Origin of the sequence: Bradyrhizobium sp. CCBAU 11430, assembly GCF_028128855.1 — a bacterium.
Lineage (GTDB): Bacteria > Pseudomonadota > Alphaproteobacteria > Rhizobiales > Xanthobacteraceae > Bradyrhizobium > Bradyrhizobium ottawaense.
The window spans coordinates 61,751-87,463 of sequence record NZ_LBJV01000053.1; the positions used below are offsets into that span (position 1 = coordinate 61,751).

The 25,713-nt window shown below is 65.7% G+C and carries 25 protein-coding genes; 11 read left to right on the forward strand and 14 right to left on the reverse strand.

The window, feature by feature from the left end; translation table 11 throughout:
• Positions 1 to 4: 4 nt before the first annotated feature.
• Positions 5 to 1,213, reverse strand: a complete 1,209-nt coding sequence (locus XI04_RS15260) for an ABC transporter substrate-binding protein (protein ID WP_271609108.1) — start codon at positions 1,211 to 1,213, stop codon at positions 5 to 7.
• Between the two features lie 100 nt (positions 1,214 to 1,313).
• Between XI04_RS15260 and XI04_RS15265 the strand changes: the two genes are divergently transcribed.
• Together XI04_RS15265 and XI04_RS15270 are read left to right on the forward strand one after the other, a co-directional pair.
• Positions 1,314 to 1,805, forward strand: coding sequence for a MarR family winged helix-turn-helix transcriptional regulator (locus XI04_RS15265; protein ID WP_095426081.1), 492 nt, complete (start codon positions 1,314 to 1,316; stop codon positions 1,803 to 1,805).
• Between the two features lie 177 nt (positions 1,806 to 1,982).
• Positions 1,983 to 2,921: a LysM peptidoglycan-binding domain-containing protein gene (locus tag XI04_RS15270; RefSeq protein WP_038971234.1), complete on the forward strand. Its 939-nt coding sequence runs from the start codon at positions 1,983 to 1,985 to the stop codon at positions 2,919 to 2,921.
• 54 nt (positions 2,922 to 2,975) lie between these two features.
• On the opposite strand, the gene XI04_RS15275 is transcribed toward XI04_RS15270, so the two are convergent.
• Positions 2,976 to 4,049: a tartrate dehydrogenase gene (locus XI04_RS15275; RefSeq protein WP_028145504.1), complete on the reverse strand. Its 1,074-nt coding sequence runs from the start codon at positions 4,047 to 4,049 to the stop codon at positions 2,976 to 2,978.
• Between the two features lie 146 nt (positions 4,050 to 4,195).
• Between XI04_RS15275 and XI04_RS15280 the strand changes: the two genes are divergently transcribed.
• Both XI04_RS15280 and XI04_RS15285 read left to right on the forward strand, forming a co-directional pair.
• The gene (locus XI04_RS15280) at positions 4,196 to 5,113 is read left to right on the forward strand and encodes a LysR family transcriptional regulator (protein WP_212429006.1); all 918 of its coding nucleotides are present in this window, start codon (positions 4,196 to 4,198) and stop codon (positions 5,111 to 5,113) included.
• A gap of 37 nt (positions 5,114 to 5,150) precedes the next feature.
• On the forward strand, positions 5,151 to 5,975 hold the full coding sequence (locus XI04_RS15285; protein WP_038971229.1) for an aspartate dehydrogenase: 825 nt from the start codon (positions 5,151 to 5,153) through the stop codon (positions 5,973 to 5,975).
• A 4-nt stretch (positions 5,976 to 5,979) separates the two neighbouring features.
• Here XI04_RS15285 and XI04_RS15290 read toward each other — a convergent pair whose 3' ends face one another.
• The 9 genes from XI04_RS15290 to XI04_RS15330 form a co-directional block, all read right to left on the reverse strand.
• On the reverse strand, positions 5,980 to 7,284 hold the full coding sequence (locus XI04_RS15290) for a PQQ-dependent sugar dehydrogenase (RefSeq protein ID WP_095426083.1): 1,305 nt from the start codon (positions 7,282 to 7,284) through the stop codon (positions 5,980 to 5,982).
• Positions 7,285 to 7,427: 143 nt separating this feature from the next.
• On the reverse strand, positions 7,428 to 7,637 hold the full coding sequence (locus XI04_RS15295; protein ID WP_271609096.1) for a hypothetical protein: 210 nt from the start codon (positions 7,635 to 7,637) through the stop codon (positions 7,428 to 7,430).
• A gap of 248 nt (positions 7,638 to 7,885) precedes the next feature.
• On the reverse strand, positions 7,886 to 8,512 hold the full coding sequence (locus XI04_RS15300) for a methyltransferase family protein (protein WP_271609097.1): 627 nt from the start codon (positions 8,510 to 8,512) through the stop codon (positions 7,886 to 7,888).
• A 27-nt stretch (positions 8,513 to 8,539) separates the two neighbouring features.
• The gene (locus XI04_RS15305) at positions 8,540 to 9,571 is read right to left on the reverse strand and encodes an NAD-dependent epimerase/dehydratase family protein (RefSeq protein WP_095426084.1); all 1,032 of its coding nucleotides are present in this window, start codon (positions 9,569 to 9,571) and stop codon (positions 8,540 to 8,542) included.
• Positions 9,572 to 9,599: 28 nt separating this feature from the next.
• Positions 9,600 to 10,118: an Mpo1 family 2-hydroxy fatty acid dioxygenase gene (locus XI04_RS15310; RefSeq protein WP_038947651.1), complete on the reverse strand. Its 519-nt coding sequence runs from the start codon at positions 10,116 to 10,118 to the stop codon at positions 9,600 to 9,602.
• Between the two features lie 172 nt (positions 10,119 to 10,290).
• Positions 10,291 to 10,962 (reverse strand): OmpA family protein, encoded by a 672-nt coding sequence (locus XI04_RS15315; RefSeq protein WP_271609098.1) that lies wholly within the window; start codon positions 10,960 to 10,962, stop codon positions 10,291 to 10,293.
• A complete protein-coding gene (locus XI04_RS15320; RefSeq protein WP_038947649.1) occupies positions 10,962 to 11,375 on the reverse strand; it encodes a hypothetical protein in 414 nt (137 codons plus the stop codon). Before XI04_RS15320 ends, XI04_RS15315 begins: the two co-directional genes overlap by 1 nt.
• Positions 11,376 to 11,463: 88 nt before the next feature.
• Positions 11,464 to 11,751: a type II toxin-antitoxin system HicB family antitoxin gene (locus XI04_RS15325; protein WP_271609099.1), complete on the reverse strand. Its 288-nt coding sequence runs from the start codon at positions 11,749 to 11,751 to the stop codon at positions 11,464 to 11,466.
• 9 nt (positions 11,752 to 11,760) lie between these two features.
• On the reverse strand, positions 11,761 to 14,376 hold the full coding sequence (locus XI04_RS15330) for an ATP-dependent helicase (RefSeq protein ID WP_271623722.1): 2,616 nt from the start codon (positions 14,374 to 14,376) through the stop codon (positions 11,761 to 11,763).
• Between the two features lie 236 nt (positions 14,377 to 14,612).
• Here XI04_RS15330 and XI04_RS15335 point away from each other — a divergent pair, with 236 nt between their 5' ends.
• Positions 14,613 to 14,786 carry a DUF1328 domain-containing protein gene (locus XI04_RS15335; RefSeq protein ID WP_018319670.1) on the forward strand — a complete coding sequence of 58 codons (174 nt, stop codon included), beginning with the start codon at positions 14,613 to 14,615 and terminating at the stop codon, positions 14,784 to 14,786.
• Positions 14,787 to 14,802: 16 nt separating this feature from the next.
• Here XI04_RS15335 and XI04_RS15340 read toward each other — a convergent pair whose 3' ends face one another.
• Positions 14,803 to 15,309 carry a thioesterase family protein gene (locus XI04_RS15340; RefSeq protein ID WP_271609101.1) on the reverse strand — a complete coding sequence of 169 codons (507 nt, stop codon included), beginning with the start codon at positions 15,307 to 15,309 and terminating at the stop codon, positions 14,803 to 14,805.
• Between the two features lie 83 nt (positions 15,310 to 15,392).
• Here XI04_RS15340 and XI04_RS15345 point away from each other — a divergent pair, with 83 nt between their 5' ends.
• The 3 genes from XI04_RS15345 to XI04_RS15355 all read left to right on the forward strand — a co-directional run bounded on the left by XI04_RS15345 (position 15,393) and on the right by XI04_RS15355 (position 18,657).
• Positions 15,393 to 16,817 (forward strand): FAD-binding oxidoreductase, encoded by a 1,425-nt coding sequence (locus XI04_RS15345; RefSeq protein WP_038947645.1) that lies wholly within the window; start codon positions 15,393 to 15,395, stop codon positions 16,815 to 16,817.
• A 135-nt stretch (positions 16,818 to 16,952) separates the two neighbouring features.
• A complete protein-coding gene (locus XI04_RS15350; protein WP_095426086.1) occupies positions 16,953 to 18,251 on the forward strand; it encodes a Spy/CpxP family protein refolding chaperone in 1,299 nt (432 codons plus the stop codon).
• A 34-nt stretch (positions 18,252 to 18,285) separates the two neighbouring features.
• A complete protein-coding gene (locus tag XI04_RS15355; protein ID WP_028145489.1) occupies positions 18,286 to 18,657 on the forward strand; it encodes a hypothetical protein in 372 nt (123 codons plus the stop codon).
• 52 nt (positions 18,658 to 18,709) lie between these two features.
• Here XI04_RS15355 and XI04_RS15360 read toward each other — a convergent pair whose 3' ends face one another.
• Entirely contained in the window at positions 18,710 to 20,182 is a 1,473-nt protein-coding gene (locus XI04_RS15360; RefSeq protein ID WP_271609102.1) for a caspase family protein, read from the reverse strand.
• Positions 20,183 to 20,609: 427 nt separating this feature from the next.
• On the opposite strand from XI04_RS15360, the gene XI04_RS15365 reads away from it, so the two are divergent.
• The 3 genes from XI04_RS15365 to XI04_RS15375 are packed head-to-tail and all read left to right on the forward strand — an operon-like array spanning position 20,610 to position 24,505.
• Positions 20,610 to 21,641 carry a TRAP transporter substrate-binding protein gene (locus tag XI04_RS15365; protein WP_028145487.1) on the forward strand — a complete coding sequence of 344 codons (1,032 nt, stop codon included), beginning with the start codon at positions 20,610 to 20,612 and terminating at the stop codon, positions 21,639 to 21,641.
• On the forward strand, positions 21,641 to 23,515 hold the full coding sequence (locus XI04_RS15370; protein ID WP_028145486.1) for a TRAP transporter large permease: 1,875 nt from the start codon (positions 21,641 to 21,643) through the stop codon (positions 23,513 to 23,515). The genes XI04_RS15365 and XI04_RS15370 overlap by 1 nt, the downstream gene beginning before the upstream one ends.
• 12 nt (positions 23,516 to 23,527) lie before the next feature.
• Complete coding sequence (locus tag XI04_RS15375; RefSeq protein ID WP_271609103.1) at positions 23,528 to 24,505, forward strand: NAD(P)-dependent oxidoreductase; 978 nt, start codon at positions 23,528 to 23,530, stop codon at positions 24,503 to 24,505.
• Here the strand turns inward: XI04_RS15375 and XI04_RS15380 are convergent.
• A complete protein-coding gene (locus tag XI04_RS15380) occupies positions 24,502 to 25,668 on the reverse strand; it encodes an ABC transporter substrate-binding protein (RefSeq protein WP_212475206.1) in 1,167 nt (388 codons plus the stop codon). The two genes, XI04_RS15375 and XI04_RS15380, sit on opposite strands and share 4 nt — an antisense overlap.
• Positions 25,669 to 25,713 lie beyond the last annotated feature (45 nt).

Sequence of the window (25,713 nt, forward strand, 5' to 3'; positions counted from 1 at the left end):
GCGTCTATGGCTTGCTGAGCGGGCACTGGCCATCGCTCTCCGAGCGGAACGCGTCCTCGCCCTTGATGGTGGCGACGACCTTCAGCAGATCCCACGCCGAGGTCGATTCCTCGGGCGACTTGACCTGCAACAGGTAGAGCGGGTGGATCTTGCGTCCGTCCTTGCGGATATAGCCCTTGCCGAACAGAACATCGTCGGTCGGCATCTCCTTCATTGCGGCGACGACGGCCTTGCCATCCTTGGCGCCTCCGACCTTGTTGACCGCTTTGAGATAGTGAATGACCGAGGCATAGACGCCGGCCTGCATGTCGTTCGGATAGGCCTTCGAGGGAATCCGTTCGGCGAAGCGTTTTGCGAAGGCCCGCGTGCCGTCGTTCAGATCCCAGTAGAACGGGTTCATGATCTGCGCGCCTTGCGCAAACTTCAGGCCCAGTGCGGGAAGCCCGTTCATGCCGAGGATCAATCCGACCAGCTTGTGGTCCTTGGTCAGTCCGAACTCGGCGGCCTGCTTCATCGACGTGATGGTGTCGTCACCGGCATTGGCGAAGCCGACGACGTTCGCGCCCGACGCCTGGGCCTGTAGCAGGAAAGAGGCGTAATCGGCCGTTCCCAAGGGATGCCTTACGCTGCCGAGCACCTCGCCACCGGCCGCTTTCACGGCCTCCGCAGCCTGCTTTTCCAGATCATGACCGAAGGCGTAGTCGGCGGTGATGAAGAACCATTTCTTGCCGCCCTGCTGGACGATCGCCTTGCCGAGACCGCGGCCGTAAGAATAGGTGTCGTAGGTCCAGTGCACGGTGTTCGGCGTGCATTTCTCGCCGGTCAGCAGCACTGTTCCGGCGCCCGATCCGACGAAGACCTTGTTCTTCTCGGCGCTCATGCCGGCCACCGCAAGCGCGATCGACGAGTTCGGGAGATCGAAGATCGCATCGACGCTGTCGTTCTCGTACCAGCGCCGCGCGATGCCGATCCCGATGTCGGTCTTGTTCTGGTGGTCGGCCGCGACGACCTCGACCGGCTTGCCGGCGGCCTTTCCGCCAAAATCCTCGACGGCCATTTTGGCGGCAACGACCGAGCCGATGCCCTGGTAGCTCGCGAACGGACCCGACTGGTCGTTCAGGATGCCGATCTTCACGACGTCCTGGGCCAACGCCGGCGCCGTGGCGAGCGTTGCGGCCAAAATGCACAATTTGTGCAGGAATTTGCTGTTCATTGTGTCCCTCCCATAGGCGGTCTTGGTGCCGCTGAATAATAGTTATATTTTATAGCTATTTTTGAGAGTGTCAATTCGGCCGTCCCTGGGATTGAGAATCATGAGCCCGAAGCCTCTAAGCGGAGCCAAATCCGCTCCGCAAAAGTCCGCTCAGCAGACGGAGAAATCGCTGGACCTGCGCGCGCTCCAGCGCACCCCCGGCTTCATGCTGCGCCTGGCGCAGCTGAGATTCTTCGAGGGCTTCTACGAGGAGTTCGCCGCCTTGGGTCTGACGCCCGCGACCTATGCGATCTTCGCCGTCATTCGCGACAATCCGGGCGTTCCGCCGAGCAGCCTCGCCGGCCTGCTGCGGCTGCGGCTGCCGAACCTGATCAAGATCCTGAACGAGCTGGAATCATCCGGCTTCATCAAGCGCAACCGCTCGAAGTCCGATCGCCGCGCCGTCGAGCTCATGCTGACGCCGAAGGGCGCAAAGCTCATTGCGGAGGGTGCAAGGCTGACGGAGCCCTATAATCGGAAGATGCTGGCGCCGCTCAGCGAGGCCGAGCAGCGCACGCTGCTCGAATTGTTGAACCGGATGCTGCCATTTTAGCCGTTCGCGCGCGAGGACTGGGGCCAATCGTCGCAAAGTCCGGTCGCGCCGCCAGGCGTGCGGTGAGAGTTCGCACTCGGAGGAGATAGCCGGTTCCGTGCCCCAAATTCCACCCAATCGGCCGTCACTAAGCCGGCGGGGGAGGTGATCGCCTCCCGTCGTGGGACTGCTGGATTGATGATTGATTTGAGGCGACTAGTCGCGCTGGCAGCCGTTGCGCTGCTCGCCCTGAGCCCCGGCATGGCCGCCGCCTCACCTGCCAAGTCCAAGGCCACCGCGGCCGCACCCGCCGCGCCGCCGCCTCCGCCGTTCGAGCCGTCGCCGCCGCCGAACGTCTATCTGTTCCGCGGCGCCATGGGCCCGATCTTCTCGACCGGCATGGACCGGCTCGGCGAGAAGCTGACACAGGCCGGCTTTTCCGCCGATGTCTACGAATTCACCCTCTGCCGGTTCATCGGCAACCGCGTCATCGCCAGCTACAAGGAGAAGGCGGCGCCGATCGTGCTGATCGGGCACTCCATGGGTGGTCTGTGCTCGATCGTCATCTCCGAGATGGCGGCAAAGGAGAGCATCCCGATCAGCCTCGTCATCGCCATCGATCCCGCGCATGCGACCGGTGACGTGCCGCTCAATGTCGAGCGCTTCATCAACATCTTCCTGTCCGATAGCGTGCTCGGCGGCGGCGACGTCGTCGCGGTCCCCGGCTTTCGCGGTCATTATGCGAGCTACGATCTGAAGGAAAACAGCCGCGTCTCGCACATCAACATCGAGAAATCCGACGACATCCATCGCCAGATCGTCGAGATGGTGACCCAGCTGCCGCGCATTCCGCCGCAGACCCAGGCCGGTGCCGTGCCGCTGCGTTATCTGGTGCCTGCGGATACGCTGGTCGAATTGTGGGATAGTGGCGTGCGGGTGCCGGTGCGGCGCGGCGACACCATGGAGAGCATCGCCGCCGCCAATCGCGTGCCGCTGTGGACTCTCGCGCAGAGCAACTCGCTTGCAGAGAACGCGCAGCTCACGCCCGGACAGACCATCATCGTGCCGCGCCATCTGGCACCGCCGGAGCCGGCCGCCGCGATGGCGACGCCGGCTCCTCCGGCGGGGCGGAGGTAGTTAATTCACACCCGTCATGCCCGGGACAAGCCCGGCCATGACGTCGAGGGGCGATCACACATTCGAGCCGTTGATCGCGTCGATCACGGCATCCGTCACTTCCTTTGTCGTCGCCTTGCCGCCGACATCCGGCGTCAGCACGCCCGCCGCGCAGACGCGCTCGACCGCCGCCATCAGCCTTGAAGCGGCGTCCTTCTCGCCGAGATGCTCGAGCATCTGCGCGCCGGTCCAGAAGGTCGCGACCGGATTGGCGATGCCCTTTCCGGTGATGTCGAAGGCCGAGCCGTGGATCGGCTCGAACATCGAGGGGAAACGGCGCTGCGGATCGATGTTGCCGGTCGGCGCCACGCCGAGGCTGCCGGCCAGCGCGCCGGCGAGGTCGGACAGGATGTCGGCATGGAGATTGGTCGCGACGATGGTGTCGAGGCTTTTCGGATGCAGCGTCATGCGCACCGTCATGGCATCGACCAGCATCTTGTCCCAGGTCACGTCGGGGAATTCGGTCGCGACCTCGGCCGCGATCTCGTCCCACATCACCATGCCGTGGCGCTGCGCGTTCGACTTGGTCACGACGGTCAGGAATTTGCGCGGGCGCGACTGTGCGAGCTGGAACGCATAGCGCATGATGCGGGTGACGCCGACGCGGGTGAAGATCGCGACCTCGGTGCCGACCTCTTCCGGCAGGCCCTTGTGGGCGCGGCCGCCCATGCCGGCATATTCGCCCTCCGAGTTCTCGCGCACGATCACCCAGTCGAGATCGCCGACACCGACATTGCGCAGCGGCGAGGCGACGCCGGGCAAGATCTTGGTCGGCCGCACATTGGCATATTGGTCAAAGCCCTGGCAGATCGGCAGGCGCAGGCCCCACAGCGTGATGTGGTCGGGCACATCAGGCGCGCCGACCGCACCGAAATAGATCGCGTCGAACTTCTTCAACTCGGTGAGGCCGTCGGCCGGCATCATCACGCCGTGCTTCTTGTAATAGTCCGAACCCCAGTCGAACGTCCTGACGCTGAAGGCGAGGTCGCCGCTGCGTTTTGCCAGCGCCTCCAGCACGCGGATCCCGGCCGAGATCACCTCGGGGCCGATGCCGTCGGCGGGAATGGCTGCGATCGAATGAGTGCGCATGAGAATGCTCCGTGTGAGAGATCGCGCCGGCATATCTGGCTGTCTGCGTCGCCAGCGAATCTAGACGGGAGTGCAGGGCGGATTCAATTGGCGCTGGTTTATACAAAAAAATGATATAATCCTCGCGAGGCGAGAGGATTTGCGGAATGGAATTGCATCAGCTCCGGTGCTTCGTGGCGGCGGCCGAGCAGCTGCATTTCGGCCGGGCGGCGCAGCAGCTCCAGATGCTGCCTTCCGCGCTTGGCCGCCAGATCAGGCTGCTGGAGGAGGATCTGGGCACGCGGCTGTTCGCGCGGACGACGCGTGCAGTGTCGCTCACCGAGGACGGCGCGACGCTGCTGCGCGATGCCCGCGTCATCCTCGCCAAGGTCGAGGCGGTCGAGAGCAATCTGCGCAACCGCTCCCGGGCGGGGACTGCGCGGCGGCTCCGGATCGGCGCCATCGACAGCGCAGCCGCCGGGTTGCTGCCGCCGCTCTTGCGCGACTTCCGCGCCAAGCATCCTGACATCGCGGTGCAGCTGCTCGAGGACAAGACCATCCGGTTGCTGCCGAAGATCCTGACCGGCGCGCTCGATCTCGCCTTCGTTCGCCGGCCCGATCGTGCGGACAAGCGCCTCGAATTCCGCGATCTGCTTCAGGAGACCGCGATCGTGGCGTTCCCGCAGCGGCACGCGCTGGCCGCGCGCAAGTCGATTAAGCTGGCCGACATCGCCGACGAGGCGATGCTGGTGCCGGACCGCCGCTCCCGGCCGCACAGCCATGACCTCACGATCAAGCTGTTCGAGCAGGCAGGCCTGACGCCGCGCATCGTGCAGGTCGCCGACGAGAAACAGACCATCATCAACCTGGTGGCCACGAAGCTCGGAGTTGCGATCGTGCCGCGCTGGACGGCGCGCATGGCGGTCACGGGCGTGCGCTTCGTGCCGCTGCGGCCAAGGCAGAGCGGGCCGGTCGGCCGGCTGCCGCTCGCCGCCGCGTGGCTGCGCGGCTCGCGCGATCCGGCCCGCGATGCCATGCTGGCGGTGCTCGAGGCGCGCCTGCGCAGCTATGCGCGGGAGGCGTGAGGGGCTATGACGGAAGCTCGGACCTTAGGTGAGTGCGATGACTGAACAGAGAGCTTCGAGCGAGTTGCGGGTCGCCATCGCCGGGCTGGGCTCGATCGGCACGAAGATCGCGACCGCGCTCGATCAGGGCATTGAGGGACTGGCGCTGTCGGCCGCGGCTGTGCGCGATCCCGCCAAGCATCAGGTCTTCATCGGCGGTCTGCGTCATCCGCCGAAGATCCTTCCGATCGATCAGCTCGGCGAGGTCGCCGACATCGTGGTCGAGTGCGCACCGAGCAGCCAGTTGCGCGCGATCGTCGAGCCCGCCGTGAAGCGCGGCAAGGCGGTGGTCGTCGTGAGCGTCGGTGGCCTGCTCGACAATTTCGATCTCGTCGATCTCGCCCGCGCCAATGGCGGCCGCATCATCGTGCCGACCGGCGCGTTGATCGGGCTCGACGCCGTCAACGCCGCCGCAATCGGCACCATTCATTCCGTGAAGATGGTGACGCGCAAGCCGATCGACGGGCTGAAGGGCGCGCCCTTCATCGTGCAGAACAAGATCGACATCGACAATCTGCGCGAGCCGCTCAAGCTGTTCGAGGGCAGCGCACGCGAAGCGGCGAAGGGCTTTCCGGCGAACGTCAATGTCGCCGTTGCGCTGTCGCTGGCGGGAATAGGGCCCGATCGTACCGAGATCCAGGTTTGGGCCGACCCGACCGTGACGCGCAACGTTCACCGCATCGAGGTCGAGGCGGATTCGGCGCGGTTCTCGATGGGCATCGAGAACATCCCATCCGAAAATCCAAAGACCGGCCTGATCACCGCGCTGTCGGTGATCGCGCTGCTGAAGAAGCAGCGCGCCACGCTGTGTGTGGGGACGTGATCCTTTACGCGCCCGTGACGCGCCAGATCACGTTGCCGACGTCGTCCGCCATCAGCAGTGATTTCTTGTCGGGGCCGATCACGACACCGACCGGGCGGCCGTAGGATTCCTTCTCGTCCGGGGACAGGAAGCCCGACAGGATGTCGCGACCGGGGCCGGACGGCTTGCCGTTCTCGAACGGGATGAACACCAGCTTGTAGCCGGACAGCGTGCTGCGATTCCACGAGCCGTGCTGGCCGATGACCATGCCGTCGGGGAAGCCCGGCAGCGTGCCTGCGGGCATCCAGCACAGGCCGAGCGAGGCGGTGTGGCCGCCGAGCGCGTAGTCCGGTTGAAGCGCCTTGGCGACCATCGCAGGATCCTGCGGCACGCGGTCGTCCACCGTCTTGCCCCAATAGCAATAGGGCCAGCCGTAGAAGCCGCCGTCGCGCACCGACGTCAAATAATCCGGCGGCGTCTCGTCGCCGAGCCCGTCGCGCTCGTTGACGACGGTCCAGAGCACACCCGTATTCGGCTCCCACGCAAGCCCGACCGGGTTACGCAGGCCCGCGCCGAAAATGCGGTGCGTGCCGGCAACGAGGTCGAGCTCGTAGACCGCGGCGCGGCCTTCCTCGACCTCCATGCCCATCTCGGCGATGTTGCTGAGCGAGCCGACGCCGGCATAGAGCTTCTTGCCGTCGGGGCTTGCCAGCAGGCTGCGGGTCCAGTGTCCGCTTGGCTTGAACGTCGTGAGCCGCTTGCCCGGCGCGGTGATGCGGTCGGCACCCCCGACATAGGGAAACGCCATCACGCCGTCGGTATTGCCGACATAGAAGGTGTCGCCGACCAGCGCCATGCCGAACGGCTGGCTGAGATTTTCCATGAAGGCGCCGCGTTGCTCGGCGACGCCGTCGCCGTCCGTGTCACGCAGCAGCGTGATGCGGTCGGCGGACACGCCGAGCGCCGCGGCGCGCCGCATCGTTGCCTGCATCGCGTAATGAAACACGCTGCGCGGTGCGCCCGCGATCTGCGTCGCCTCCGCAATCAGCACGTCGCCATTGGGCAGCACCTCGATCCAGCGCGGATGGTCGAGCCCGGTCGCGAACGCGTTGACCTTGAGCCCGGGAGCGACCGTCGGCTTCTGGCCCTCGCTCCAGCCGCGCGCGGTCGGCATCTTCAAGGTCGGGATCGCGCCTTGCGGCTTGGCTTCGGGAATGGCGGGCTTCTCTCCCCAGGCCGGCGCAGGCACGGTGCCCGACAGCTTCCGCCATTGCAGTGCGACGCCGCCGAGGAGCGCAACGAACTGCGCAAAGATGCTGGAGAAGGTCATGAGAGGGCCCCTGTTTGCGCGCGCATCCAACTGGCTGACGGGGCAGACGTCAACCTGTGCGGGGCGCCGGCCGGGCCTATTCCCGCGGAATGGCAGCCGATCGATTTTGCATGGGACGAACGCTGGCGGGGCTTGCCCGGAGATCAGCGATGGATCTGCCGCTCCAGTCGCCGTGCCGCACGAAAATCGTCGAGGTGATGGATGTTCGGCACCAGCGCGGCCTCCTTGGACAGCAGATGATAGACCCGCGCCACCGTGCGCTGCTTCTGCTTCGGTCGCCCGCGCGGCAGCGCCCGCGCCTTGCGGACAGCGGCGATCGCATGCTCGCAAAAATAATCGTAGGCGTCCGACATGGCTCGATGCTCGCGCAGGTGGCAGCTGTCGAGGGATAACGGGCTTGGGGAGGGGCGGTTCCTTGGTGCGTCCAAGCACGCGCTCGGTGCCCCGGACGCAGCCCAGCGCGTCTTCGCGGTGCGATGCAGAGCCGGGGCCCATCTCACCGCCATGTAGTACGTCGCTATCTGGGTCCCGGCTCTGCGCAGCAACGCCAAGGGCGTTGCAGCGCGTCCGGGACACGAGAGTGAGGCGAGCTGCTAAGCCCTCACCGCGGCGACAGGAACGGGATGATCATCGGCACGCGCCGGCAATAGGCGCCGTAGGCGTCTTCGCCAAGCTCCTTGGAGAGGAACACCTCTTCCATCCGGCCCTTCTGCCACATGCCGAGCGAGATCAGGATCGCGCCGAGGATCGCGGTGACGGTGCCGACTGCGATGCCGGTGGCGAGCATGCCCGCGATCAGGCCGGTGTAGATCGGATGGCGCACGATGCCGTACGGCCCGGTGTCGACGACGCGGTGGTCTTCTTTGTGGGTGATGGTGTTCGACCAGAACTTTCCGAGATGCAGCCGTCCCCACCAGGTGAAGGAGATGCCGGCGAGCACGATCAGCGCCGTGATGTAGACAGCCGTGTTGCTGAACACCCAGAGCGGCTTCTCACCGAGCACTTCCGCGGTCCACGGCGTGAACAGGATGCCGCCGACCAGGATCGGGATGCGATAGCGGCCCGACTCCAGCGTCAGCACCTGCTTCTGGGTGCGGCCCTGCCAGAACGAGGCGCCGACCCAGCTGGCGAGCCAGGCGAGCCAGATCAGGGCGAGCAGTTGCGTCGGCCAGGTCGTGGTCCAGCCACCCCAGGCGACAGAGACAAGCTTGCTGAAATCGAAGGACATGAAGGTTCTTTGCGTTGGGCGGCGGCTTCAGCTCGCGCGCGAGGAGAGCGCGTGATGCTTGATGGCGCCGGAGGGCTGCTGGCCGTTGCGGGCGAGCAGATGGGTGATGGTTTCGCGCAGCACGGGCTCGATCGGACGCGGCGCGTAACCGAGCTCGGTGCGCGCCTTGCCGATCGAGAGGTCGCTCGCGGCGAGCGCAATGCGCACGCCCTCGGCGGTGCCGTTGGGCGGCCGGCGCGTGACACGATCGGCGAGGTATTCGAGCATGATGCCCGAGAGCTCGGCGATCTTGCCGGGCACGACGACCGGGAACTGCCGGCGGCCGCTCATCGCCGACATCATCCGCAGGATGTTGCCGAGCGGGACGCAGTCGCCGCCGAGGATGTAGCGCTGGCCGATGCGGCCGCGCTCCATGGTCAGCACGAGGCCCATGGCCACGTCGCGGACGTCGACGAGGTTGACCAGGAAGTTGAGATGCGGCTGCACCTTCTTCTGCAGGAAGTACCACAGCATCGCCGTCGGCGGCGTCAGATTGTGGTCGGCCGCGCCGATCGGCATGGTCGGCGTGCCGATCACGAGCGGAAAGCCGCTGGCCGCCGCTTTCGCGGCATGATGCTCGGCGAGCGACTTCGACCGCGTATAGGCGCCCGGCATCGCGTCGGCCGGCTGTAGCGCCTCTTCGGCGGCTGCGCCTTTGAGGTCGGAATAGGGGAACAGGATCGATTCCGTCGAGCAGTGCAGGAAGCGCGACACGCCGCGCTTCATTGCGGCCGCGAGCACGATTTCGGTGCCGCGACAGTTGACCTCGTGAAAGTCCTGCTTGTTGGCGACCCACATGCCGGGCAGGCCGGCGAGGTGATAGACCTGATCGACCCCGGCGATCGCAGTATCGACTGCTGCGCCGTCGAGCACCGAGCCGTGGACGAATTCAACGTCCGCGTTGGCCGCGGCCGGCGCGCGGACATCGAGAACGCGCACCCGCTGCCCACGGGCGCGGAGCGCTTCGACGAGGTGATGTCCGATGAAGCCACTGCCACCGGTAACCAGTACGAGAGCCATGCAGAAGGTTGCTGTTTCGCGTCTAGAGCTATCGGGTTGAAAGGGAATTGGCCGGAAGAGGCGCCAGAATCGCGGCAAGGTCGCGACGGAAGCCCAATGCAATGAATAATTTTGCCATCACGAACATCGGTCCAAGCAAAAGATGCGAAGGAAAAGTGAACAACGAGGCTTCGCGGCCCTCAAAAACCTTGTGACCGATGGCCTGCGCGGCGAGGCCGAGCGCCACCAGCGCGGCGAAAATCGCCCACATCGTCGCGGTGCTGACTTGCGCCGCAACGGTCGTCGCAACCGAAAACAGCACGATAGAGACCGCCAGAATGCCGATCCCGAGCGCCACATCGAGCAGCAGCCAATATATCAGGACCGGCAACGCCAGGATCACCGCGAGGCTGACATCGAAACCGAACAGCGGAAGCCTGACCAGCGTCAGCGGCATCACGGCGCCGGTGAACAACAGGAGAATACCGACCACATGCATCGCCGTGTTCCGGGGGTCGCGATGGTACTCGACATAAACGGCAAGTTGGCGCTGAAAATAGCCACCCATTTCGGTCTCATGCAGCACGGGGTCGGGGAAGGGCGAACAGAGGCTATAGCACTGGACCGGGCGGTGCACAAACCGGCGCTTTTGTCGCGTGAAACCGCATTTGTGCGCCCCGAACAGGCTACAAAACGATCGGGACTTCAAAGGGTTCCGTCGGGTGCGAAGTTGCGTTTGCTCAGCGCTTCTTGGCGGGCTTTTTCGCCGCAGGCGCAGACGCCGCAGCCGGATGCGCAGGCGCCTCCTCGGGCACCTTGGCATAGGTCAGGATTTGCAACTGGCCGTTGACGGCCGAGGTCGGCTTGGTCCGGTCGAGAAACTGCTCCTCGCCGAGCCCGATCGGATGCAGCCGCTTGGTCGAGATCTTGAACGTGTTCACCAGCACGTCGCGGATCGCGTCGGCGCGGCGCTGGCTCAGGATCGCGTTGGCCTCGCGCGTCTTCGAGTTGGATTCGACGTGGCCGACGATCAGGAACGTGTAGGGCAGCAGCGAGGAATGAACCAGCGCGTCCGCGATGCGGCCGACGGTCTGGTAGGAGGCCGGCTGGATGATCGGCGTGTCGGCATCGAACTGGATCTGCGCGTTGAAGGCGGGTAGCTTGGCGAGGTCAGGCGCGATCGGCGGCCGGTTCACCGGACCCGGATCGTTCTTGATCCTGGCCTTGGCGCGCTCCATCACCTGCTGCTTCAGCGCGGGAAGGTCGACCTCGGCGGCTTCTTCGAAATGGTTGAGCTTGCCGACGATGTCGTCGCGGGTCGGCGCCGCCGTCTGGGCGACGGCAGTGCCCGCGAGCAAAGCGAGGCCGAGCGCGACCGCAGTTCCGGCAATGAAAAGCCTGCTCGCGCGCATCAGCGGTACCCCGCGTCGTCGACGGCTTTCAGGCAGTTGTTGCTGATGCCCTTGGGCGTCGAAACCAGGCAGGGGATCGACTTGCTGGTCTCCTTGGTCGAGCCGCCGCAGACCTTGACGATCTCGCGCTGGCAGGCGTTCGCCACCGTGACGCGCGCGGCGACGCGCTTCTGGATGGCGTCGAACGCGCCGAGATAGTCGCTCGCGCATTGCTGGGACAGCACGTCGCGGTTGCGCGACAGGCACTCCTTCAGGCGGGTCGAATCCGGGTTGACGCCGCGGCAATTGGCGACGATTTCCGCACCGCAGCTCTTGGCCAGGAGCCCGATCGAATCGCCAAAGCTCATGGTCTCCGCCGCGCTAAGCGACGGCATCCCCAATGCCAGCAAGATCAGTGCGATGCCCCGGACCATGGTTGCATCTGATACGGGGAAGTTCGGGCTGGTCAAGGGCTGTTCGGACGAGAACTGTCGAAGGCCCGGCGAGTGCGGCGAACAGTCCTCACTCGTCGGCGTCGTCGCGGGGCGGCCATTCGATCAGGGCGACCGTGTGTTTCCTGAGGTCGTCGGCGAACTCAGGGTCGACCTTGAGCTCGTCCAATGTTCTGGGCGGAGGAAGCTGCCGGCCGTCCGCGATCAGCTCCTGCGCATAGAAGGCGAGTGCCTCGGGTGCACTCTCCAGGGCCTCCTCGACATCGTCGCCGCCGGAGATGCAGCCGGGCAGGTCGGGAAACCACAGGCTGACAGCGTCGGGATCGGTGTCTTCGATGATGGCAACATACTGAGCCATATCGGGCGCTCACGCCCGCTGCACAAAGCTGTCCACGACCTTCTTCTCGCCGGCCTTGTCGAAGGCGATGGTGAGCTTGTTGCCGTCGATCTTGGTGACGCGTCCGTAGCCGAATTTCTGGTGGAAGACGCGGTCGGACAGCGAGAATTCGGAAGTTGTGCCGGTGGATTTGGCGACCAGCTCGCCCTCGATCGTCAGGGGACCGCGGCGGCGCGAGGAGAAGCTGCCGAAGTCGGGGCCTGATGACGAGGAGGATGAGAACGTCGCAGCCTCTTCCTCGAAGCCGCCGCTTCCAACGCTGCCGCCACCGCCGCCATTGCGGCCGCCGCCCCGGTTGCGGTTGGCCTGCGCGCGCTGCCAGCCCGGCGTCGAATAGGTGGAGCCGAATGCCTCCATGTCGTCGAAGCGTGAGGCGCCGTAGCCGCCGGTGCCGCCCCAGGCCGAGCCGCCCTTGGATTCGGTGATCTCGACATTGGCCGCCGGCAGTTCGTCGAGGAAGCGCGACGGGATCGTGGTCGACCAGGTGCCGTGGATCCGGCGGTTGGTGGCGAAATAGATCATGGCGCGGCGGCGGGCGCGGGTCAGGCCGACATGGCCGAGCCGGCGCTCCTCCTCGAGGCCGGCGCGGCCCTGTTCGTCCAGCGTGCGCTGGCTCGGGAACAGGCCTTCCTCCCAGCCCGGCAGGAACACGTTGTCGAATTCGAGCCCCTTGGCCGAATGCAGCGTCATCAGCGACACCGCGTCCTCATCGGCGCCGCTGTCGCGGTCCATCACCAGCGAGATGTGCTCGAGGAACCCTTGCAGGTTCTCGAACTCCTCCATCGAGCGCACCAGCTCTTTCAAATTCTCCAGCCGGCCTGCGGCGTCCGCCGAACGGTCCTTCTGCCACATCTCGGTATAGCCGCTCTCGTCGAGCACGATCTGGGCGAGATCGGTGTGCGCGGTGACCTCGCGCTGGGCGCGCCAGCGGTCGAACTGGGCGACGACCTCGCGAAGCGAGCCGCGCGCCTTCGGCTTCAGCTCGTCGGTCTCGACCACGGCGCGGGCCGCCTCGAACAAGGGAATGCGGCGCTTGCGAGCGTGGTCGTGCAGCATCTGCACGGTGGCGTCGCCAAGCCCGCGCTTCGGCACATTGACGATGCGCTCGAAGGCGAGATCGTCGGCCGGCGAATTGATGACGCGCAAGTACGCCAGCGCATCGCGGATTTCGGCGCGCTCGTAGAAGCGCGGGCCGCCGATGACGCGATAGGGCAGGCCGAGCGTGACGAAGCGGTCTTCGAACTCGCGCATCTGGTAGGAGGCGCGCACCAGGATCGCGATCTCGTTGAGCTTCTCGCCCTTGCGCTGGATCTGCTCGATCTCCTCGCCGATGCCGCGGGCTTCCTCTTCGGAATCCCACGAGCCCGTGACCGTGACCTTCTCGCCGTCCTGGTCCTCGGTGCGCAGCGTCTTGCCGAGCCGGCCTTCATTGTGCGCGATCAGATGCGATGCGGCGGCGAGGATGTGGCCGGTCGAGCGATAGTTGCGTTCCAGGCGAATGACCTTGGCGCGGGGGAAATCGTGGTCGAAGCGCAGGATGTTGTCGACCTCGGCACCGCGCCAGCCATAGATCGACTGGTCGTCGTCGCCGACGCAGCAGATGTTCTTGGTGGGGGGCGTCTGCTCCCTCGCCCCGCTTGCGGGGAGAGGGTCGGGGTGAGGGGGAGTCTCCACGAGCGCGGTGCTCGGAGAGTCCCCCTCACCCGCCGCGCTTTGCGCGTCGGCCTCTCCCCGCAAGCGGGGAGAGGCGAAGGACGGGGACGACGGCGCCTGCGACAGCAGCCGTAGCCACAAATACTGCGCGACGTTCGTATCCTGGTACTCGTCGACCAGGATGAATTTGAAACGCTGCTGGTACTGCCTGAGAATATCCGGATGCTCGCGGAAGATGCGGATATCTTCCAAAAGCAGATCGCCGAAATCGGCTGCGTTCAAAATCTTCAGCCGCTCCTGATAGCTCGCATAGAGCTTGCCGCCCTTGCCGTTGCCGAAGACGGCGGCTTCGCCTGACGGCACCTGCGACGGCATCAGGCCGCGGTTCTTCCAGCCGTCGATCAGGCCGGCGAGCATGCGTGCTGGCCAGCGCTTGTCGTCGATGTTCTCGGCCTGCAGCAGCTGCTTCAGCAGCCGCACCTGGTCGTCGGTGTCGAGCACGGTGAAGTTGGACTTGAGCTGCGCCAGCTCGGCATGGGTGCGCAGGATGCGGCCGCCGATGGAGTGGAAGGTGCCGAGCCACGGCATGCCCTCGACGGCATGGCCGAGCATCTGGCCGAGCCGGTGCTTCATCTCGCGCGCCGCCTTGTTGGTGAAGGTCACCGACAGGATCTCGGCGGGGCGGGCGCGGCCCTGGCTCAGGATGTGGGCGATACGCGTCGTCAGCACGCGCGTCTTGCCGGTCCCGGCGCCGGCCAGCACCAGGACCGGGCCGTCCAGCGTCTCCACGGCCTCGCGCTGCTCCGGATTGAGCCCGGACAGATATTTCGGGCCCACCGAGGCGCGCGCACGCGCGGCAATGCCGCCGGCTGCGGGTTGGTGGTCGGGGACGTTCTGGGACGTGATCTTGCTCGGCTCGGTCATGCGAATCATTGGCCCCACGATGGCACCGCGGGGTGGCGGAAGGGAGCCTTCTAACAGGGATGGTGCCTATATGGGGCGGCGGAATGAGGTTTTCCACGTGCGCGGCAGGCCAATTTGTTCCTGCGGGCCTTTCGAATTTCCACCCTGCGCGGATCGGAACCATCGTTCCCGCCTCGAGATTGTCTGGGCAGGTGGCGCGGCCAGCCGCGCCAAACGCAGACAGACATCAAGACGAGGGTTTGACCATGCTTGGCTGGGTTGTGACGTTTCTGGTTATCGCATTGATCGCCGGCATCCTGGGCTTCGGCGGCATCGCCGGCGCCTCGATCGAGATCGCCAAGATCATCTTCTTCATCGCGGTCGTTCTGTTCCTGGTCTCGGCCGTGGTCGGCCTGGCCCGCGGCCGCAACAGGGTCTAGTGCGCCGGATCACGCGCTACCGCTTCGAGGGCATCGCCACGTTGCGGCCGATGCCCTCGGGGCGCGAGACCGCGCTGTGGGCCTTTGTGACCGCAGCGATGCGCTCGCTTATATCCGGCGGAAAAGGCGCAACCTTGCGCGAGTTCATGTCCATGTGAAGCGACATGTTCTCGGAAGTCGCCGACAGCCAGCCTTCGCTTGCGTGCCGCATCTCCTCGAACGTGTGCAGCCGCTTGTCGTCGGCCTCCAGCAGCCAGACCAAGATCCGCACGGGATCGCCGAGGTGGATTTCGCGCAAGTAACGCACGTGGCATTCGGCGGTGAAGGTCGAGCCGTGGCGTTCCTTCATGTAAGTCGGCCCGATGCCGAGCTCGGCCCAGAGCTGGTCGATCGCGCGGTCGAACATCACGTTGTAATAGGCCATGTTGAGATGGCCGTTATAATCGATCCATTGCGGCTCGATTTGCATGATCGAGGCGCGGAATGGCTGTGCTTGGGGCGCTGAGGCGGCAGTCTCCGGCATGTTTCCTTCCAGCTATGCGTCCGGTCGCTTGACTTGACCGGTTTTATGTCCTTTGCCACGGTTCTTCTGTCGGGAGGAACTCCGTGGGTACGACCATCACCAATAATCCGCCGCGGCCGGAGCCGAAAGCCCTCGCGAGCGCACTGGAGCAGCTTGCCGCACGCTTCGGCAACCGCCTCATCACCTCGCAGGCCGTGCGCGAGCAGCATGGCCATACCACCACCTGGATTCCCAACCAGCCGCCTGATGGCGTGGTAATGGCGCAGGAGACCGCCGACATCCAGGACGTGGTGCGGATCTGCGCCAAAAATCGCGTCCCCGTCATTCCTTTCGGCACCGGCACCTCGCTTGAGGGCCAGGTCAACGCGCCGGCGGGCGGTATCTCGATCGACCTGCGTGACATGAATAAGGTGCTCGCGGTCCACGCCGAGGACCTCGACTGCGTGATCCAGCCCGGCGTCACCCGCAAGGCGCTCAACGAGCATCTACGCGACCAGGGCCTGTTCTTCCCGATCGATCCCGGCGCGGATGCCTCGCTCGGCGGCATGGCCTCGACCCGCGCCTCCGGCACCAATGCAGTGCGCTACGGCACCATCCGCGAGAGCGTGCTGGCGCTGAAGGTGGTGCGCGGCGACGGCGAGATCATCACCACGGGTACGCGCGCCAAGAAGTCATCCGCCGGCTACGACCTCACCCATCTGTTCGTCGGCGCTGAAGGCACGCTCGGCATCATCTCGGAATTGACCATCCGCCTGCGCGGCATCCCCGAGACGATCGCGGCCGGTGCGGTGTCGTTCGAGAGCGTGCACGGGGCCTGTCAGGCCGTGATCCTGGCGATCCAGACCGGTATTCCCGTGGCGCGCATCGAGCTGCTCAATGCCGCGCAGGTGCAAGCCTGTAACGCTTATTCGAAGCTGACGCTGCCGGAGACGCCGCTGCTCCTGATGGAATTCCACGGCAGCGAGATCGAGGTTGCCGAGCAGTCCAAGGCGTTCGGTGAGATTGCGAGGGATTGCGGCGGCGGCGAATTCTCCTGGACCACGAAGCCGGAGGATCGCACGAAGCTGTGGCAGGCGCGGCACGACGCCTATTGGTCGGTGAAGGCGCTGCGGCCCGGCGACAGCATCGGCGTGGTCGCAACCGACGTCTGCGTGCCGATCTCGCGGCTTGCCGATTGCGTCAGCGAAACCGAAGAGGATCTCAAGCGCCTCAATCTGTTGTCGCCGATCGTCGGCCATGTCGGCGACGGCAATTTCCATTGCTCGCTGGTCTGCGACACCAACGACGGGGCGGAGATGGCGCGCGGCGAGGAGTTCATGCATCGCCTGGTCGAGCGCGCGCAGGCCATGGACGGCACTTGCACCGGCGAGCACGGCATCGGCCAGGGCAAGCAGAAATACCTTAAGGCGGAACTCGGCCCCGAGGCGCTCGATGCGATGCGGGCACTGAAGAAGGCACTCGATCCGCTCAACATCTTCAACCCCGGCAAGATCGTGCCGGAGGCGTAGGCCTTCGGCACAACAAGGCCGCCGCAGAGCCGATGCCGTCCACCGGTCGGGGGCGGGAACTTTCGGCAATCCTGTCGGTTCCAATTCCCGCCAAGTTCCGATGCCTCAATGGCGCGGCTCTTGCGGGAGGATGCGATGGTGCGACCGGTCATTGGAATTGCCGCGATGGCGCTTGCCTGCATGCTGGCGGGTGCGGCTCTGGCCAAGGGCGGCCATGGGGGCGGACATGGCGGTGGCCATGGAGGCGGGCACGGCGGTGGTCATCACGGCGGCGGACATTTCCGTGGCCACGGCGGTGGACATGGGCATGCCGGCGGGCATCATCGCGGCATGCGGTTCACGTCCGGGGTCCGACGCGGCGGGCCCAACTTCGGTCAGATCCGCAATGCGGCGATCCGCCCCGCGAGCTTCCGCAATGCCCTGAACACCAGCGCATTCCGGAACGGCCGACTGATCAGCAATCCGGCAGCGCGTACACAGATCGTGGCAGCAGCCGCATTGGCCGGCTGGAGCGGCGCAAGCAGCGGATGGTGGCAGCATGCGGGCGGCGGCTATGGCTGGGTCGGGCCGCTGTTCTGGCCGTTCGCCTATAACGACCTTTACGACTACACGATCTGGGGCGACGGGCTCGGCTTCTGGGGGTACGGCTATCCGGACATCTATGCAGGCATTTTCGGCCCCTATGGCTATGATCGCCTGTCGGCCTATCTGCCGCAGCAACCGCAGGGACGACGACGGGCGCGTAGCGCACCGCTCGATCAGCTCTGCGGCAGTGACCGCCGTGCCATCGCCGGACTACCGATCGATCAGATCGCATCCGCGGTGCAGCCGACAGATGCGCAGGGCGCCGCTCTCGATGCGCTCGGCAATGCCTCAGTCGACGCGGCAGCGCTGATCCGCACATCCTGTCCGACGCAGGCCGCAGCGACGGCGCCCGGCCGGCTCGCAGCGATGCAGCAGCGCATCGAGGCGATGCAGAAGGCTGTCGAGCTGGTCCAGCCCGCGCTCGACCAATTCTATGGCTCGTTGAACGACGAGCAGAAGGCGCGCTTCAATGCGCTGGCCGAGGATCAGCGTCGTGCGACGGCACCGAACAATGCGAGGGAAGCGTCGGTGCAGTCTTGCAATGTGACCGCCGCGTTCGATTGGCCCGGTGCTGCGATCGATGAGAGGCTTCGTCCGAGCGACACCCAGCGTGCGGCGCTCCAGGTGCTCCAGGATACCAGCGCCAAGGTCAGCGCATCGCTCAAGGCGGGCTGCGAGCCCAATGATGTGATGACACCGCCGGCACGCATGGCCACAATCCGCAAACGGCTCGATGCGATGCTGGACGGGATCAAGTCGGTGCGCGCGGCGCTCGATGATTTCTACGCCACGCTCAACGACGAGCAGAAGGCGCAGTTCGAGGCGATCGGGCCGCGCCGCACGTCCTGAATAGTGCAAGCCAATAAAGGCCACGGGTGGGGCAATGAAGTGGTTTGCAAGGCGGCAGCCGGCCGACATCTGGGATGAGCCGATCCAGGGACCGATCGGCGATATCGACGCGGCGGAGCGCATTCGTAACATCTGCGAGGCTGCGAGAGCGGGCGCGGAGGCTGTCGGAGGCTCCGCACAGGCTGATAAGCGCGAACGTGAGCGCTTTGAACGTGCAGCCCGCGTCGCGATGGAAATTGCGATGAAGATCGCAGACGATCTGATGCGCGACGATGCGGTCCGCCGCATCGTCGACCTCTGCGTGAAGGCAAATGATATCAAGACGGCGCAGATCCTGTTTCGCGCGATCCAGGCGGGCTGGATCCGGGAGGCCGTCCAACACGACTATCCGGCGCTGGCGCAGTAGATCCGGCTCGCGCGTCGGGCGCGAGCCGGATCAATGTCTATGCCGGACAGTCTCAGTATCTGCGGTAGTCGCCGCGATAATGGTCGCCGCCGCCGCGGCCGCCCATTCCCATGCCGATCCCGATTCCGATGCCGATACCCTGCATCACGGCGCCGGGCGGCGGGCCGGGGGGCGGCGCGCGCTCGTAGACCACTTCCTCGGGCGGCGGGCGGCGCTTCGGCGGTGTCTCGACCACCTTGCGCTTGGGCGGGGTGTCGTCGACGCGCTTCTTGATCACGGGCGCGACGCTCGGAGTGACCGGCGTTGCCGGGCTCGACGGCGTCGAGCACGGGCAGGTCGGGCCCATCGCGACGGCGACCGGGGGCGCTGCGGCGGCGATGGGGACGCCGTAGTTGCGGTTCTGCACGCGGAGCAGCAGCCTGCGCGCGGTTGCCGCGAGATCGCTGTTGTCCCAGTTGGCGAGATAGGCCTCGAACGAAGCGCGGGTGTTGATCGCAGTTGCGCGTTCCCAGGCCAGCATCTGGCGTCGCCGTTCCAGCACCGTGCGCACGCGCGGCGTGCGGGTGTCCTGAGCGTAGAGCTCGATATAGGCCTGATACGCCGGCACCGTGTCGTCGGTGATGACGAGTTCATAGGCGACCATGGCCGGCTTGCCCTGCAAGTCCCTGCGCCAGTCCTCGACGCTGCGCGTGCCGCTGGCGAGCGCCATCGAGGAGGCGCCCGGCATGGCCGGCTGGCTGCCGCTGCTCTCGCCGAAGAACTTGAAGTCGGTTGTCAGCGAGGAGCTTTCCCAGGGGATCTGCCGTCCGTCGGTCGATTGCGCGACGGCGACGCGGATGCGCTTGAACACTTCCTCGATCGGTAGATTGGGCTGCTTGGCAACGGTCAGCGCTGCCGTGGTGTAGGGGCTGTCGATGCCACTGCCGTCCTCGGCCTCGGCGCCGGGCGAGGTTGAATAGGAGATGAAGGAGCCCGGCGCGCCGGCCTTGGTGTCGACGATCGCAAGCCCGTGGCCGGCGCCGCTGAGCGCCGGGAACGGATTGTTGCGGCAGGCATCGAGCATGAAGATGCGCGCTCGCGTCGGCAGCGCGCCGAGCGTGTTGAGCATGTCGTTCAGCCGCACGCCCTGGAGCGGAATATCGGCCTCGCGCTTGGGATCGAGATCGATCGGCACCAGGTAGTTCTCGCCATCGATCTGCAGGCCATGGCCGGCATAGAACACCAGCGCCACCGTGTCGGCGCCGCTGGCGCTGACCTTGCCGGCGAAATCCGAGATCGCCGCGCGCATCTCGTTTTGCGCCAGGTTGGCGGCCGTGGTGACGGTGAAGCCGGCATTGCCGAGCAGCTCCGTCATGCCCTTGGCGTCGTTGGCGGCGTTGGGCAACTCGGGCACGGTGCGATAGGCGGATTGGCCGATCACCAGCGCGAGCCGCGCTTCGGCCGCGGCCATCGTCGGTGTCATCAACTGTGCGAGCGCAAGAAAACCGGAAGCAAGAAGCAAATTGGGAAGGGCTGGACGGCGCATGATGTCACCTCCATCGGCAATACGCGCGATGATGTCACTTTTTCTAGGGGGCCGCCATGCGCCTGTCTGTGCACTGGATCACGCTCGGCGTGCGGCAAAATGGGGCAGAACGTTTGCCGGAGCTGGAAGGGCATCGTTCTGGGCACATCCATGTGAATTGCGCATTGATCCATGCTCCAATTGGATCGATGCCAAGTCTACGCGAAAGCGCCCTCGCGCAGATGAGGCCGCAGGCCGATCCGCATCGCAAATGCCGGGAATCACAGTCGTTCTGGAGCGCTCGCGGACTGACGGAACGCGCCGCGGGCGCGCTCTGCGGCGGCCGGCCGCCACGCTTGCCTGCGCCGTCGCTTTGGCCATACAGTCCACGCAACAGGCCACGGCAACGACCGCGGCGAACAAAAAATAATGTGGGAGAGACCGCACCATGACCATCGTGCCCGTGAACCGTCGCGCGTTCATCAAGTCATCGGCGGCGGTCACCGCCGGCCTCGTGCTCTCCCCCGCCATCATCGGCCGCGCCGAAGCCGCGACGCTCAAGCTGAAATGCTCCTCCTCGCTGCCGAACGATCCCAAGTTCGCCAACGGCCGCGTCTACTACGACAACCTCGTCAAGAATTTGAAGGGCAACGGGCTCGGCGAGCAAGTCGAGGTCGCGTTCTTCCCCGACAACCAGCTCGGCCAGGAGATCGACGTCATCAACTCGGTGAAGCTCGGCGTCATTGATCTCATGGTGTCAGGCTCCTCGATCTCGGCCAATCTGGTGCCGCTGGTCGGCACCTACGATCTCGGCTTTCTGTTCTCCAGCTTCCCGCAGCAGACCAAGGCGTTCGATGCCGGCGCCGCCAAGCCGATCGAGGACGCCCTGCTCAAGGGCGGCAACATCCGCATCATCGCCTGGGCCTATAATTTCGGCTCGCGCAGCGTATTGGCGAAGAAGCCGGTGAAAACGCCGGAAGATCTCGCCGGCCTCAAGATCAGGACGCTGCCGAACCCCGTCATCACGGAATGCCTGCGGCTGATGGGCGCCGCCGCGACGCCGCTGGCCTTCGGCGAAATCTATACGGCCTTGCAGGCCGGCGTGCTTGACGGCCTGGAGCACGATCCGCCGACGATCCTGGCCAGCAAGTTCTTCGAGACGGCGAAATTCTACGCCCTGACGCAGCACAATTTCTCGCCGCTTGCGATCTACTTCAGCGACATGACCTACAACCGCATGGACCCGAAGCTGCGCGAGGGCTTTCTCGATGCTGCGAAGAAGGCCGCGGCCGACACGCGTGCCCATGGGCTTGCGGTCGAGAAGGAGGCGCTGGCGGCCTTGACCGAGAAGGGCGTGACGGTTGCCGAATGCGACCGCGAGGCCTTCAAGAAGCGGGTCGCGCCGCAGACCGAGAACTTCATCAAGGCCCGGCCGGAATCCAAGGCCGTCATCGACATCATCCGCGCGACGCAAGCCTGATGGCCAGGTCTGAGATGGTGGTGACGGCCGCCGTGCCCGTTTCGGCCGGCCGCCACGGCAGCATCGCCCTGCTGCTTCAGCTCAGCGACGCGATCGCGGCCATCCTGCTCGCCGCCGATCTCGTGGTGGTCTGCGTCTCGGTGCTGCTGCGTTTCTTCTTCAACGCGCCGGTCGAATGGTCCGACGACGTCGCGCGCGGGCTGATGGTCGGTTCGGCCTTCTTCGGCGCGGCGAGCGCGCTCGCGCGCGGCGAGAATGTCGGCGTGTCGTTCTTCCGCGATCTCCTGCCGCTGCGCCTGCGCGCGCTGGTCGATGCCGCCGGCGCTCTGCTGGTGGTGCTGATCTCGGGTTACGTCGCCTATAATGCCATCAAGCTGGGCTCATTGACTGCAGGCCAGACCACCGGTTCCGGCCTGCCGCTGGAGCTGACGTTCTATCCGATGGGCGTCGGCGCGCTGTTCATGACGGTGTTCGCCATCGACCATCTCTGCGCGAGGCCGCTTCCCGATATCGTCAGGGGGATCGTTGCGATCATCGTCGTCACCGGGCTCTATCTCGCCTGGGATTATCTGTCGCCGTCCTCGGTGCCGTCGGCGGGCACCTTGATGCTGATCGGCTTTTTCGTGACGCTGTTCGGCGGATTGCCGATTGGCTTTGCGCTGGCGCTTGCCGCGCTCATCTTCATCTGGGTCGAGGGCGCGCTGCCCGGCGTCATCTTCGCCCAGCAGATGGCGCGCGGCATCGACAATTTCGTGCTGCTTGCGATCCCGTTCTTCATCCTCGTCGGCTATCTCATGGAAGCCAACGGCATGTCGGTGCGCCTGATCGAGCTGTTGCAGCGCGGGGTCGGCCGCATGCGCGGCGGACTGAACGTCGTGATGGTGGCGTCGATGGTGCTGTTCTCGGGCATCTCGGGCTCGAAGATGGCCGATGTCGCCGCGGTCGGCTCGGTGCTGATCCCGGCGGCGCGCCGCTCGAAGCAGAACCCCGGCGGCGCAGTGGCGCTGCTGGCGGCGTCCGCGGTGATGGCGGAGACCATCCCGCCCTGTATCAACCTGATCATTCTGGGCTTTGTGGCCAACTTGTCGATCGGCGGCCTGTTCGTTGCGGGGCTCTTGCCGTCGGCGCTGATGGCGCTGGTGCTGATTGCGGTGTCCATCATCTTCGGCAAGCGGCCGGACAAGGTCGAGGACGTCGAGCCGCAGATGCCGGTGTCGGGGCTGTGGAGCGGCGCGATCGCCTCGTTCGGCCTGATCTTCATGATCTTCTTCGGCTTCAAGAGCGGCTTTGCCACCGCGACCGAGATCTCGGCCTTCGCGGTGGCCTATGCGCTCGTCGTCGGCAGCGTGGTGTTCCGCGAGCTCAGCTTCAAATCGGCCGCGCACAGCTTCGTGCAGGCGGCGACGCGCGCCGGTCTCGTGCTGTTCATCGTCGCCGCCGCGCAGTCGCTCGCGTTCACGCTGACCTTGCAGCAGGTGCCGCATGCGGTCGGCGATTTCATGCTCGGTTTGTCGAAGACCTCAGGCGTCTGGCTGTTCATCCTGCTCGCGATCGCCGTGCTGATCGTGATGGGCTCGGTGCTGGAGGGCGCCGCCGCGCTGATCATCTTCGGGCCGCTGCTGTTGCCGGTGGCCGTGCAGCTCGGCGTCGATCCCCTGCATTTCGGCGTCGTGCTGGTCATCGCCATGGGCATCGGTTTGTTCGCGCCGCCGCTCGGGCTCGGCCTTTACGGTGCCTGCCTGATCGGCAACGTGCCGATCGAGCAGACGGTGAAGCCGATCATGGGCTATCTCGGCCTGTTGTTCCTCTGCCTGCTCGTCATCGCCTTCGTGCCATGGCTGTCGACCGCGCTGCCGCGGGCATTCGGTTACTGAAGGAGTTTTGTCGTGAAGGTTCTGCTCGCTCACACGCCGGAGATGCGGCGCAATTACTATGGGGATCGCAGCCTGAGCGGCCTGCGCGCGGCCGCCGAGGTGATCCTGCACGAGAGCGACGAAACCCTGGACGCCGCCGGCCTCGTGCGCGCCGCGAAAGATGCCGACATCATCGTCGCCGATCGCATGACCGAAGGGCGCGGCGAGATTTTTGCGCAGCTGCCGCGTCTGCGGGCCTTCGTCCGCTGTGCCGTCGACATCCGCAACGTTGACGTCGAGGCGGCATCAAAGGCCGGCGTGCTCGTGACCCGGGCCGGCCCCGGCTTCGTGCAGGCGGTCGCGGAGCTCGCACTCGGCTTCATGGTTGATCTCTCCCGCGGCATATCCCGGGCGACGGCGGACTACCAGGCCGGGCGCAAGGTCGAAGCGCGGATGGGCCGCCAGCTCGCCGGCGGCACAATCGGCATCATCGGTTACGGCAGCATCGGCCGCTATCTCGCCGAGGTCGCAAAAGTGCTGCGCATGGAGGTGCTGGTCTCCGATCCCTTCGCAACCGTCAGCGACGCTGGGATCCGGCAGGTCGGTCTCGACGAGCTTCTCGCCGCGTCGGACTATGTCGTTTGCCTCGCGATCGCCAACGAGCAGACCGAGAATTTGATCGGGGAGGCGGCGCTGGCGCGCATGCAAAGGCATGCGGTCTTCGTCAATCTCTCGCGCGGCAATCTCGTCGACGAGGCAGCATTGGCGCGCGCGCTGCTGGAGCATCGCATCGCCGGCGCGGCGATGGACGTCGGCCGCGCGCCTGATCAGATGCCGACGCCGGAGCTGGCGAAGCTCCCCAACGTCATCGCGACGCCGCACGTCGGTGGGCTGACGCCGCAGGCGATCGAATATCAGTCGCTGGAGACGGTTCGGCAGGTGGAAGCGATCGTCAAGGGCGAGATCCCGCCGGGCGCGGTCAACGCCGAGCGATGGACGCGGCCGCCCTAGAGCCGATCCACCGCCCTAAACGTTCCGTCCTTCTGGATCACCGTCAAGAACACCTTCGGCGGCGTGTCGATCATGCGCAGGCCGACGGTGACGGCGCTGCCGCTGATGTCGAAGCGGCCGACATCGTTGATGGCGCGGAGCAGGTTTGCGCGCGTTGGCTTCGGCCCGGCCTGTTCCAGCGCCGCGGCCGCGAGGCGGCCGGAGAGATAGCCTTCCAGCGACACGAAGTCCGGTGTCAGCGTCGGATCGAACGCCTTCTGCGCCGCCTGGTAGTCGGCGACGATCTTGAGCGAGCGATCCCATGGAAACGGTACGACCTGCGAGACGATGACGCCTTCACCGTCGGGACCGAGCTCCCTGGCCAGCGCATTGGCGCCGACGAAGGAGACGTTGACGAAGGTCGGATGGAAGCCGCTGCGGTGCGCGAGCTTGATGAACTCCGCGCAGGGACCATAGGTCCCGACCATCACGATCGCCTCGGGTTCGGCGCGCCTGATCACCCGCCAGGCTGCGGTGACCGCGCGGGTGTTGCGCTCGAACGTGCCTTCGGCGGCAAGCTCGAGGCCGCGCTTGGCGAGCGCGCGCTTGACGCCGACCAGACCGTCGCGGCCGAAGGAATCGTCCTGGTAGAAGATGCCGATGCGGGTGAAGTGGCGATCCTCAGTGAGGTGCTTGATCCAGGCCTCGGCCTCCGCACCGTAGCTCGCGCGGATGTTGACGACGTTGGCAAGCTCGAGGTCGCGCAGGAATTCGGCGCCGCTGAACGGACCGATGAAGGGGATGTTCCTGGCGCTGGTGATCGGGATTGTCGCCATCGCGGTTGGCGTGCCCACCGCGCCGATCAGCGCGAACACCTTGTCGTCCTCGATCAGGTGCAGCGTCTGCGCCACCGAACGATCGGGGTCGTAGCCGTCGTCGCGGCTGATGAGCTGGAGCTTGCGGCCGTGGACCCCGCCCTTGGCGTTGATCTCGGTGAATGCTGCGACGATGCCTTGCCGCATGCGCTGTCCGAGCGCGGAGGAGCGGCCTTCCAGCGCGGCGGCCTGGCCGAACAGGATCGCATCCTCGCTGACGCCGGCCTCGTCAGCTCTCGCTGCGAGCATGGTCGCGGCGAGGAGCGCGATGGTCAGGACGAGGGATGTCGCTGATCGAAATCGAAGCATCGGGGAGGTCTTGCCGCATGGATGGGAGAAGCCTTGCGCAACATA